The sequence below is a fragment of the Gillisella vitis genome (genome assembly GCF_021559775.1).
Taxonomy (GTDB): Bacteria; Pseudomonadota; Alphaproteobacteria; order Rhizobiales; family Rhizobiaceae; genus Allorhizobium; species Allorhizobium ampelinum.
The window spans coordinates 555,478-568,190 of record NZ_CP056048.1 but is presented as its reverse complement, the minus strand read 5'-3'; the positions used below and the strand labels follow the sequence as shown (position 1 = coordinate 568,190).

Below are 12,713 nucleotides of genomic sequence, written 5' to 3'. Positions count from 1 at the left end.
GTCACTAGAGAATGTAGGATCGGTTCGACACAATGACAAGGACGAACCGATGGCAACCGAACAGACCACCCGCTTCCGCGTCGAGGGCATGGATTGCGCCTCCTGCGCGGCAAAAATCGACACCGCCGCACGCCGTGTGGCCGGCATTACCGATGTCCGGGTTTCGGTAACGGCACAGACCATGGCGGTTGTCCACGACGGCGATGCCGATCTGGTCACACTTGCCGATAAGGTGACCGGTCTTGGCTACAAAACCACCCGCCTCGCCGCCTCCGTTCCACAACACGAGCACCAGCACGATCATGCGCATGGCCCGACCTGCACGGGCCATCATGATGGCGAGGTGCATCATCATCACGATGAGCATAATCATGAGGGGCATAACCATGAGGGACATGACCACGCCTCTCATGGCGACGGCCTGCACAGCCATCAGCATGATGCCGGACCCACGACAGCCGTTTGGTGGCGCACACAAAAGGCCAGGCAGGTCGCAACGAGCGGTGCTGCACTCATTATCGCCATGCTCATCGGCCATCTCGTGCCCTCCTTGTCCTTCTGGGCTTTTCTGGCGGCCATCGCAATCGGCATCGTGCCGATCGCTCGCCGTGCGGTGATGGCCGCGCTGGCTGGCACGCCGTTTTCCATTGAAATGCTGATGACCATCGCCTCTATCGGCGCCATCATCATCGGTGCGACCGAGGAAGCAGCCACCGTGGTGTTCCTGTTTCTGGTCGGTGAATTGCTCGAAGGCTTTGCGGCCGGGCGGGCGCGGGCCAGTATTCAAGGCCTGACCAAGCTGGTTCCCGATACGGCGCGGATCGAGCGGAATGGCCGCCTTGAAGACGTGGCTGCCGCAAGCCTAACACTCGGTACCATCGTCATCGTGCGGCCCGGCGACCGGGTTCCTGCCGATGGAGAAATTATCGATGGCACCAGCGCGATCAATGAAGCCCCTGTCACCGGAGAGAGCCTGCCGAAAACCAAGGGTGCCGGGGACGGTGTTTTTGCCGGAACGGTGAATGGTGAGGGAACGCTTCGCGTCAAGGTGACGGCCACCGCCGCCGACAACACCATTGCCCGCGTTGTCCGTCTGGTCGAGGAAGCCCAGGAGAGCAAAGCGCCAACCGAGCGCTTCATCGACCGGTTTTCGCGCTATTACACGCCCGCTGTAACGCTATTGGCCGCGCTGGTGGCGATCCTGCCGCCGCTGTTGTGGGATGGGGACTGGAGCCTCTGGCTCTACAAAGGTCTGGCAATTCTGCTGATCGGCTGCCCCTGCGCCCTGGTGATCTCGACACCCGCCGCCATTGCCGCCGGTCTTTCCGCCGGTGCGCGTCGTGGCCTGCTGATGAAGGGCGGCGCGGTTCTCGAAAATGTCGGACGGATCACCGCCATCGCGCTCGACAAGACGGGAACGTTGACAGAAGGTAAGCCGAAGGTGACGGATATCGTCGCGTTTGGCGGCGCAGTCGAAGAGAACGTGCTGGCCGATGCGGCAGCCCTTGAGATGGGGTCGAGCCATCCGCTGGCCCGGGCGATTATCGAGGCCGCCACCGACCGCGCCATTTCCGTACCAACGGCAAACGAGACCGGCGCTATCGCTGGCAAGGGCGTGCGCGGCACGGTGGGCGGCATCAGCCTCTTCCTCGGATCGGCCAGTGCCGCCGCCGAACTGGCCGCAGTTTCCGCTGAGATCGTCACCCGGATCGAAAAACTGAGTGCGGAAGGAAAATCCGTCTCTCTGCTGGTGAAGAACGGATTTGTAACGGGGCTGATCGCGCTGCGCGACGAGCCCCGTCCCGATGCCCGCCAAGGATTGGACGCGTTGAAGGCTGCCGGTATTCGCCCGGTCATGCTGACCGGCGACAATGCCGCCACGGCCAGAGCCATCGCCACGCTGCTTGACATTGAGCCTCGTGCCGATCTGCTGCCGCAGGACAAACAGGCTATCGTCCGCGACATGCAGGCGAAAGGCGAGCGGGTCGCCAAGGTCGGAGACGGCATCAACGACGCCCCCGCTCTCGCCGCCGCCGATATCGGCATCGCCATGGGCGGCGGAACGGATGTGGCACTGGAAACCGCCGATGCGGCCATTCTGCATGGAAGGGTGATGGACCTAGCCGACATGGTCATGCTGTCGCGGCAGGTAATGGGCAATATTCGCCAAAACATCACCATTGCCATCGGGCTGAAAGCCGTCTTCCTGGTGACGACGATTATCGGCATTACCGGTCTCTGGCCAGCAATCCTGGCCGATACCGGTGCTACCGTTCTCGTCACCGCCAACGCCATGCGCCTATTGCGCTGGCGCGGCAGCGCAAAGGCCGCCTGACGTGTTGAACGCGGAGTGACCGTCCGATACAAATCACTCCGATCTCAACATATCGTCACCCTCGGGACCGTCCCGAGGGTCTGCCGCCGATAAATAAGCCATTGACATTGCTGAATAAATTAATGTGCTTAGATGCTCGGCACAAGGCCGAGCATGACGTCGAGGATAAATGCAGACTATGATTGGTCTAGGACATCACCGAGCGTTTTATACATCACCCGGTGCGATAATGTTTTCGATCTACTGCAAAATTCCAGCAGATCATTTTCTCTTGGTGCGCCAGCTCTCGGCGTAGGTCTCGCGGGCCTGGCGCGCGTAAGGCGTAGGCGAGATCCGCACGCGGATTTTCGCCTGCTTGTGCGGGCGCTCGGTGGAGGTTTTACCGCTGCCGCCGTCCGGTTCACCCCAGATCAGCGTCAGCACGTCGCCTTCCTTGACATCGGCATCGACAATGCCAAGCGACAGAATGCAACGCTCATTATAGGAATAACCGCCAAACATTGACAGCCCCACCATCTTGCCCGCGTCGTTGATGATCATGTCGGCACTGGTTGAGGCGTAGTTCAGCACGGGGAAATCGATCCACTTGTAGCTGTCTTCGCCCGGACGGAAGGCAGAGGCGATCACTTCGACCACATCCTCGGCATTCCATTCGAAGGTGACTTTCTTGCGGTTGGTCTGGCCCTTGAACTTTTCAAGCGCTGCCTTGCCGATGAAATCGTCCTTCTTCCAGCCGATGTAGAAATCATAGCCAAGCTCGAACGGATTGACGTAATAATCCTCGATATTGCTGGAAACGAAGCTGCCACCAATCGGACCATTGGCCTCATAGCTGTCAGCGCCCAACCATTGACGATAGTCGGCGAGCATGCCATCGCCGGTATAGATGCCGGGAAGCGGCGAGGGAATCCAGCCGCTCTCCAGTGTGTTGGTGGAATAGGCGCGGCTGCCGCAGCGCACCAGATCGACATTGGCATCCTTTGCCGCTTCGAGAATGCAGGACAGGATGTAATTCTTGTCCTCATACGGCCCCCAGATTTCCAGACCCGGCGCGCCGGACATGCCATGGCGAAGCGCCTGCACCTTCTTGGAGCCGACATTGATCCAATCGACATGGAAAAACTTGATCTCCGGAACCGGCCCGCCATTGATCTTCTCGAAGATCTTCGGAGCTTCCGGCCCCTGGATCTGGTAGCGATAATGGGTGCGCAACACCCGTTCGCCTTCCGGACGCGACGGTGAACGCGGATCGTGCTTGAGGCGGACGTTCCATTTGCCATAGGCGGCGCAGAACATCAGCCAGTTCGAGGTCGGGGCGCGGCCCACCAGGATGAACTTGTCCTGTCGTCCGCGGAAGATAATGTGATCGCCGATCACATGGCCGTTCGGCGTGACCGGAACGAAGTGCTTGGCGCGGTTGAGATCGAAATTCGCAAAGGAATTGATGCCGTGATGGCTGAGAAATTTCTCCGCATCCGGTCCCTCGACGATCAATTCGTCCATATGGTGGGATTGGTCGAACAGCACGGCTGAATTGCGCCAGGCGACTTGTTCGGAACGCCAATTGCTGAATTCAGGTGTCACCACCGGGTATACATACATTCCGACCGGCGAATTGCGCAGCCGACCGACAATGTCGGGATTATCCTGCAAAATATCGTGGAGACTGCTTGCTGCCATCGTTTCCTCCCAAGGCACACTTCAGTGTGTATACATTGATGCCAATCCTTGAGCAGAATGCAAGCCCGCTTCTGAAGCTTTTTTGTGGCCATCACGATTAACACACAACACTGCGCGAAACGGTCAGCGGCGAATAAGCGCCATGCCCGGGATCTTGTCGATCAATCCAGGCGCTTCCTTGAAAAGGTAATCGAGATTCCGTCGTGCGGTCCTGGCATGTTCACGGGCGATAGCTTCCGCGCGCGCGCCCTCGCGGGCTGTGATGGCTTCGACCAGGCCGCGATGCTGCTCCTGCGCCGACCGCAGGGAGCGGCGGAAAGCCGCAATATCCATCCGGTTGGGTAGGAAAGCGGAGGGCGAGGCGAAGGGCAAGGCGCTGGCCCGTTCCACCTCGCGGCGCATCACTTCGCTTGCGCAAAGGGCGGCCAATTGACGATGAAAAATTTCGTTGAGATCGGCATAGGCATCGAAGTCAACGTCATCGACATAGGGGCCAAAACACTGATCCAGCTTAATAATTGTCTCAGAAATTGTAGCGAGCGCCTCCGCATCAGCCCCACGCTCTGCGGCCAGTCTTGCCGCTGTTCCCTCAAGAACACCCCGCAATTCGATAGCATCAATAACATCGTCATAACCAAACCGGCGCACCACAAAACCGCCATTCGGCAAGCGATCAAGCAGGCCTTCCTCGGCCAGCCGTGACAGGGCTTCGCGCACCGGCGTGCGGGAAATATCGAGTTCCTCCGCCAGCGATACCTCAAACAACCGCGTCCCGCCGGTGAGATGTCCGCTGATGATTTTTTCACGCAATTCGATCACGGCACGGCGACCATGGGTGGCGGTATCCGCCAGTTTTACCGAGGCTTTCGTATCCTTCTGCATCCTGATAAAGCCCCTTTCCGAACCAATCACTCCCCCGACCCGCTGCCGCGCAGCGGCAAGCAGCAGACGCAATTTTTCTAATTTAATGTATACATGGAAAAGCTGCAATGACGATCATATCTGTTCGCAACGGGAGATGTCTAAACAGCCGGACGGTGATCCAGGTTCTTCCCAGCTTTGGTTTTCGCGCCATAGCGCGCCGACAGACGCGCAAAGATCAGGTAGATGATCGGCGTGGTGTAAAGGGTCAGAGCCTGAGAGACGATAAGGCCGCCAATGATCGTCACCCCGAGCGGTCGATGAAGATCGGCACCGGGACCGGTCGCCAGCACCAGTGGCAGCGCGCCCATGAAGGCGGCAAGCGTCGTCATCATGATCGGCCGAAACCGCCGCAGGCAGGCTTCATGAATGGCATCCTCGGGCGACATCCCATGCTGGCGTTCGGCTTCGAGCGCGAAATCCACCAGCATGATCCCGTTTTTCTTGACGATGCCAATCAACAGAATAATGCCTATAAAGGCGACGATGGTCAGTTCCGTGCCGCTGATCCACAGTGCCAGCAACGCGCCCAGCCCGGCAGAAGGCAGCGTGGAAATGATCGTCAGGGGATGAATGAGGCTCTCATAGAGAATGCCCAGCACGATATAGACGGCCAGAAGAGCGGCGAGAATGAGCAGCGGCTGGCCGCCTGAGGAACTCGATGCATTGGCGGCGTCACCGGCAAATTCGGCATGCAGCGTATCGGGCAGATGCATGCCGGCCACGGCAGCCTTGACCGCATCATTGGCCTCGGACAGCGTGGTATCCGGCCCGACATTATAGGAAATCGTCACCGCCGGAAATTGCCCCTGATGATTGACGCCAATGGGTGCCAATGTCCGCTCAATCCTGGCAAAAGCGCTGAGCGGCACCTGCGTACCACTATTTCCAGGCACATAGATCTTCAGAACATGTTCCGGGTCCTTGGCGAAATCCAGATAGGTTTCAAGGATGACACGGTATTGGTTACGCTCTCCATAGACGATCGTCACCTGACGCTGGGCAAAGGCATTGTTGAGCGCCGCATCGACCGCCGTCATCTTGACGCCGAGACGAGACGCGGCGGTCCGGTCAACGACGACATTGGCCTGAAGACCGCTCGGTTGACGGTCGCTATTGACGTCGGTCAGCAAGGGTTCCTGCCGCAGCCGGGCGAGAATGCGCGGCGCCCAGGCCACCAACTCGTCATAATCGGCATCCCAAAGCGTGAATTGAAATTCCGAATCCGATGTCCGCGCGCCGACCCGGATATCGCTTGGCGAAAAGAACGATGTATCGAGACCGGGAATGACGGCAACCGCGCGGCGCAGCCGCTCGATCACCACGTCCGTTGCCTCTCTTTCTTCAGGCGCTTTCAACGCGATCAGCATCTGGCCGCGATTGGCTGTTCCCAAAAAGCCGCCACCGACGGAAGCGCCAATGCTCTGCACCGCTGGATCGCGCTCCACGATGGCCAAGGCGCGCTTTTGCAATGCCAGCATGGCCGGATAGGATATGTCGCTGGCAGCCTGGCTATTGCCCATCACGAAGCCGGTATCGTCGCGCGGCATAAAACCCTTTGGCACTTTGGCATAAAGAAAACCAGTCAGCACGATGCAGGCGATGGTGATGACCACCGCAAGGAAACGGTGATGCAGGACGCCCTTCAATGTGCGGTCGTAAAAGGCAACGGTCCGCTCCAGGCTGTGTTCGATGGCGCGATCAAAGCGGCCCTGCCGGGCGTCGAGATCCCGCGCCTTGATCCGGTGGCCGCAAATCATCGGCGTCAAGGTCAGGGAGACCACGGTGGAAACGGCGATGGTGAAGGCGAGCGTCAGGGAAAAGGTCAGGAAGAATTTGCCGACAATGCCGCCCATGAAAAACAAGGGAATGAAGGCGGCCATCAATGAAATACTGATGGCGATCACCGTAAAGCCGATCTGCCGGGCGCCCGCGTGGGCCGCCTCAAGCGGCTTCATGCCTTTTTCGATATTGGCGTAAATCGTCTCGATCATCACAATCGCGTCGTCCACCACGAAGCCGCTGGCCACTGCCAGCGCCATCAACGACAGATTGTCGATGGACAGTCCCGTCAGCCACATGGCGGCAAATGCGCCTGCAAACGACAGCGGCACCGTCAAACCGGCGGCCAGCGTCGGCACCGACCGGCGCAGGAAGACGAAAACCACGGCCATGACCAGCGCCACCGTCGCCAGCAGGGTAAACTGCATGTCCTCAACGCTGGCATGAATCGTCTTGGTGCGGTCATTGAGGATATCGATTTCGATACCGGCAGGAATGAGTTGTTTGACCTCGGGGATGAGTGCCTTCACCGCATCGACCGTGGACATCACATTGGCATCCGCCGCCTTGGTGATATTGAGAAGAACGGCGGGCTTGCCGTTGAACCAAGCATCGGAACGGCGGTTGCGCACGCCGGGCTCCACGGTGGCGATATCGGCCAGCCGGACGGCGATGCCGTTGGAGGCATGGATAACAAGCTGGCCGTAATCTTCAGGCGTAATCAATTGCGCATTGACTGACAGCGCGTAGAAAGCCTGGCTTCCATCAATGGCACCAATCGGCGCAAGCGCATTGCCATTGACGATGGCGGTGCGCACATCATCCGCCGAAAGCCCGATGGCCGCCAGCCGGTCCGGGTTAAGCCGGACGCGGACGGCGGGCTGGTCGGCACCGCTGACCGAGACGTCGCCAACCCCTTCCACCTGCGAAATCCGCTGCACAACGACGCTATCGGCGGCATCGTATATCGCACTGGCGGGAATGGTATCGGAGGTCAGCGCCAGCGTCAGGATTGGCGATGCGGCAGGATTGGCCTTGCGCATGGACGGAAGCGACGGCAGGTCACTTGGCAGATCTCCGACGGCGGCATTGATGGCCGCCTGGACATCCTGGGCGGCGCTATCGACATTGCGGGAAAGGTCGAATTGCAAAAAGATATTGGTCGTGCCAAGCCCACTGGTCGAGGTCATTTCGGTCACACCGGCAATCGCGCCAAGATGGCGCTCAAGTGGCGCGGCAACGCTGGACGCCATGCTTTCCGGATCGGCTCCGGGGCGGCTGGCTGTCACCCTTATGGTGGGAAGATCGACGGCAGGCAGGCTTGCGACCGGCAGGAACCGGTAGGCGACCAGCCCGAGCATCATCAGGCCGATGGCCAGCAAAGTTGTGCCAACCGGGCGGCTGATGAACAGGCTTGAGATATTCATAACGGGCCTCCGATATCGGAAGCCGCACGCTTTCCCTGCATCCTGGCGCGCACTCCATCCAGCGCCAGATAGATGACAGGCGTGGTATAGAGCGTCAGCAATTGGCTGAGCAGCAGACCGCCGATGATCGAGATGCCGAGCGGGATGCGCAGTTCCGCGCCGGTTCCCTGGGCAAGCGCCAGCGGCAGCGCCCCGAACAGGGCCGCCAGCGTGGTCATCATGATGGGCCGAAAGCGCATGACGGCGGCCTTGATGATGGCATCGCGGGCGCTAAGCCCGTCCTTGCGCTCCGCGTCCAGCGCGAAATCGATCATCATGATCGCGTTTTTCTTGACGATACCCATCAGCAGAACAATGCCGATCAAGGCGATAATCGACAGATCCTGACCAAACAGCATCAGCGCCAGCAGCGCCCCGACGCCCGCCGAAGGCAGCGTGGACAGAATGGTGATCGGGTGGATGGTGCTTTCATACAGCAGACCCAGCACGATATAGATGGTGATGATCGCCGCCAGAATCAGCCAGGGCTCTCCCGCCAGCGAGCGGTCGAATTCCTCGGTATCGCCGCTATAATGACGCTGGATGGAGGCGGGCATGCTGATGTCACGCTCAGAACTCTTGATGGCGGCAATTGCCTCACTCAGCGATGCGTGCCGGGCGAGATCGAAGCTGATGGTGACGGCGGGGAATTGATCGTCCCGGCTGATCACCAGTGGTGCCGTGGTAAACTTGACCGATGCAACCGCATTCAGCGGCACGATGGCACCGCTCGTGCCTTTGACATAGAGTTTTTCCAGGGATTTCGGATCGCCCTGAAAGCGCTGCGCGGCCTCCAGAATGACGCGGTACTGGTTCGCCTGCCCGTAGATGGTGCTGATCTGGCGCTGGCCGAAAGCATCGTAGAGCGTATCGTTGATCGCCTGCATGGAGACGCCAAGGCGGGCTGCGGTCTCACGGTTGACGGTGATCGCCAGCCGCCCGCCGCCCATTTCCACTTCGGATGTCACATCGATCAGCAACGGGTTCTGCTGTAGCCGCCGGGCCAGCCGGTCGGCCCAATCGGCCACAGTCGCGGTATTGGTGCCGGTCAGGGTATATTGATAGGGTGCACGACTGGCCCGCGTGCTGATGGAAATATCGCGAATGCTCTGAAAGGTCGGATGGATACCAGGAATATCGGCAACGGAGGCCCGCAGCCGGTCGATCAAATCCGTCGCCGAGATGTCTCGCTGGTCGAGCGGCTTCAGCACGATACTGTAGCTTGCCGTGTTCAGCGTCAGGTTGGAGGCGCTGGTGCCGATCACCGCAATGACGCTTTGCACCGCCGGATCGGCGCGGAGCCGGTTGCCGACAAGGGACTGGGTCTGCTTCATCGCATCGAACGAGCTGGTCGGCTCGGTTTCCACGACGGCAGAAATCAGCCCGGTATCCTGCACCGGCAGGAAGCCCTTGGGGATGGTGACGTAAAGCAGGCCGGTAATCACAAGCGTGATCCCCGTCAGCACCAGCATCAGCCAGCCTCGATTGACAGCCCAGACCACACTGCGCCGGTAGCCTTCGTTCATCCAATCCATGCCGCGGTCCACCATGCCGAGCACGCCGGAATTGCGCTCCTTGGGGGCTCGCAGAATGCGCGCGCACATCATCGGCGTCAGCGTCAGCGAAATGATTGCTGACACTACGACGGCGATGGTCAGTGTCAGGGCAAATTCGCGGAACATCCGCCCGACGATACCGGTCATGAACAGCAGCGGAATGAAGACCGCGATCAGCGAGGCCGTCAGCGAAATGATGGTAAAGCCGATTTCGCCCGCCCCCTTCAAGGCGGCCTGCATCGGGCTTTCACCCTCCTCGATGTGACGGGCGATATTTTCAATCATCACGATGGCATCGTCGACCACGAAGCCGGTGCCGATGGTGAGCGCCATCAGCGACAGATTGTCGAGGCTGAAGCCGGCAAAATACATGATACCGAAGGTGGCGATCAGCGACAGCGGCAGGGCGACAGCGGCAATGATCGTCGCCGTCAGCGTGCGCAGAAACAGAAACACCACGAGAATGACCAGCCCGACGCTGAGCGCCAGCGTCCATTGCACATCGTGAATGGAGGCGCGGATGGTCTCCGTCCTGTCGTTGACGATATCGAGCGAGACCCCGGCGGGAAGCGCTTGTTTCAGGCGCGGCAGCTGTTTTCGGACATCCTCGACGGTCTGGATGACATTGGCACCGGGCTGGCGCATGATATCGACGATGACCGCCGGATGGCCCTGATACCAGGCACCGACGCGGCTGTTTTCCAGCCCTTCGACCACATCGGCGACATCGCGCAACCGGACAGGCGCGCTATTGCTATAGGTGACGATGGTGTCGCGGTAGATTTCCGGGTCCTGGATCTGGTCATTGGCCGAGAGCGTGAAGGATTGATAGGTGCCGTCCACCGCCCCCTTGGCACCGGAGACATTGGCATTGGTAATCGCGGTGCGCAGATCCTCCAGCGACATCCCATAGGAGGCAAGCCGTGTCAGATCCGCCTGAATGCGGATGGCAGGCCGCACGCCGCCCTGGACGCGCACATCGCCGACGCCGGACACCTCGCTCAGCCGCTGCGCCATGATCGTATCGGCGAAGTCGCTCAGATCTCTGATGGGATAGGTCTCGGAATGCAGGGCCAGCGTGATGGTCGGCGTATCCGCCGGGTTCACTTTCGCATAGGTCGGTGGATAAGGCAGGGTTTTCGGCAGGCTGCCGCTTGCCGAATTGATCGCCGCCTGCACGTCCTGCGCGGCACCATCGATATCACGGTCAAGGTTGAATTGTAGCGTCACCTGGCTGATGCCGAAGGCGCTGGAAGAGGTCATCGAAGCCAGTGCCGGGATCTGGCCAAGCGGCCGCTCCAGCGGCGCTGTCACCAGGGCCGCCATGGTCTCGGGGTCGGCGCCCGGCAATTGCGTGGTGACGCGGATCGTCGGAAAATCCACCTGCGGCAGCGGTGCTACAGGCAGCGAGGCATATCCCAGCAATCCCCCCAGCAGGATGGCGATCCCCAGCAGCGAGGTGGCGACGGGCCGCGCGATGAAGGGTGTAGAAATACTCATTTCGCTGCGTCAGCCGGTGGGGCTGCGGGTGCGCCAGTGTCTTTTTGCTCTCCTGAGGCGGGTGCTTGTTTGCCGTCCGGCCCAGCCGGAGGTTTTTCACCTCCATTTTTCGGCGAGGCTGGGTCATGGGCGTTTGGCCGGGCCTGGCCATTGTTACGGTTACCGCCATGGCGTTGACGCGGCTTGTTATCATCCAACGGCACGGCCATATTGGCAGGATCGGCCTCCTGCGGCGTCGAAACCCGCACCAGCGCGCCATCCTGTAGCCGGGCGAAACCGGTCGTCACGACAGTCTCACCGGCACTGACCCCTTTGGCGATCACCGCCATCTGGTCGTCCTGCATCTCGACCGTCACCGCCTGGATTTTCACCGTCTGGTCTGGCTGAACAATATAGGCGTAAGTACCCGCAGGACCGCGCTGGATGGCCGAAGACGGAACCGTCAGCACATCTTTCTTTGTCTCGAAGAGAAGCCGGGCATTGACGAAAGCGCCAGGCCACAGCCGCAGATCTTCGTTGGGAAATTCAGCCCGCAAGCGGACAGTGCCTGTGGTGGTATCCACCTGGTTATCGACCACCGTCAGCGTGCCGTTGGCAACGACCGTCTTGCCGTCATCGCCGAGGGCATCGACCGAAAGAGCGCCATTGGCATTGGCGGTATTGACGCGGGCCAGATCCTGCTGCGGAATGGAAAACACGATGGTAATTGGCTTGATCTGCGACAGAGTGACGATGCCGGTCGTGTCACCGGTCGAGACGATATTGCCGACATCGACATTGCGAATGCCGGTTCGTCCATCCATCGGCGCCTTGATCACGGTGTAATCCAGCTGAGCCTGAGCCGCCTCGATGGCTGCCTGGTCGGATTGGACCTGCGCCTTATATTGCGCCACCAGCGCCACCTGATTGTCCAGTTGCTGCTGAGTGGTGGCGGAATTGCCGATCAGGCGCTGCAAACGCTCCATTTCCAGAATGGCATACGTTAATTGGGCCGAGTCCTGGGCCTTCTTGCCAATCGCTTCATCCAACTGTGCCTTGTAAAGTGCGTCATCCAGCGTGGCGATCAACTCGCCTTTCTTCAGGTCCTGCCCCTCCTGAAAGCCGATCTTCGTGATCCGCCCGCTGACCTGCGGCTGGATAACAACAGTATTCAACGGTTTGACGCTGCCGACGCCGGTCACGTAGACGGGTACATTCGTCTGGTTCACCGGAGAGGCTACAACGGGAATGGCGAGATCGCGGCCCCGCTGCCGGTCGGCCTGGGGCTTGCCCAGCCAGCCTGCGGTGATCGCGGCAAATTGCGGTTGGCGGGCAGCATAAACCAATCCTGCCCCCACAAGCACCAGGCCGACCAGGACGATCTTCGTCATTTTCTTCATAAGTATCGCTCACGCATTCTTCATGGCCCGTCATGGATGGTCCTTCGGGGATAGTCCATCCGGCAGCAATCCTGTCTTTTCCCACAGAAGGACA

At 60.0% G+C, this 12,713-nt stretch carries 6 protein-coding genes; 1 reads left to right on the top strand and 5 read right to left on the bottom strand.

The window, feature by feature from the left end; all coding sequences use genetic code 11:
* Nucleotides 1-49: 49 nt before the first annotated feature.
* On the top strand, nt 50-2,335 hold the full coding sequence (locus AVCG78_RS19675; RefSeq protein ID WP_156582603.1) for a heavy metal translocating P-type ATPase: 2,286 nt from the start codon (nt 50-52) through the stop codon (nt 2,333-2,335).
* Nucleotides 2,336-2,596: 261 nt separating this feature from the next.
* Here AVCG78_RS19675 and ligM read toward each other — a convergent pair whose 3' ends face one another.
* From ligM to AVCG78_RS19650, 5 genes are all read right to left on the bottom strand, one after another.
* A complete protein-coding gene (gene ligM / locus AVCG78_RS19670; protein ID WP_071203961.1) occupies nt 2,597-4,015 on the bottom strand; it encodes a vanillate/3-O-methylgallate O-demethylase in 1,419 nt (472 codons plus the stop codon).
* 123 nt (nt 4,016-4,138) lie between these two features.
* Nucleotides 4,139-4,897 (bottom strand): GntR family transcriptional regulator, encoded by a 759-nt coding sequence (locus AVCG78_RS19665; protein ID WP_071584439.1) that lies wholly within the window; start codon nt 4,895-4,897, stop codon nt 4,139-4,141.
* 140 nt (nt 4,898-5,037) lie between these two features.
* The gene (locus AVCG78_RS19660; protein ID WP_071203957.1) at nt 5,038-8,145 is read right to left on the bottom strand and encodes an efflux RND transporter permease subunit; all 3,108 of its coding nucleotides are present in this window, start codon (nt 8,143-8,145) and stop codon (nt 5,038-5,040) included.
* Nucleotides 8,142-11,240, bottom strand: a complete 3,099-nt coding sequence (locus AVCG78_RS19655) for an efflux RND transporter permease subunit (RefSeq protein WP_071203955.1) — start codon at nt 11,238-11,240, stop codon at nt 8,142-8,144. Before AVCG78_RS19655 ends, AVCG78_RS19660 begins: the two co-directional genes overlap by 4 nt.
* Nucleotides 11,237-12,610, bottom strand: a complete 1,374-nt coding sequence (locus tag AVCG78_RS19650) for an efflux RND transporter periplasmic adaptor subunit (RefSeq protein ID WP_234665033.1) — start codon at nt 12,608-12,610, stop codon at nt 11,237-11,239. Before AVCG78_RS19650 ends, AVCG78_RS19655 begins: the two co-directional genes overlap by 4 nt.
* Nucleotides 12,611-12,713: the final 103 nt, after the last annotated feature.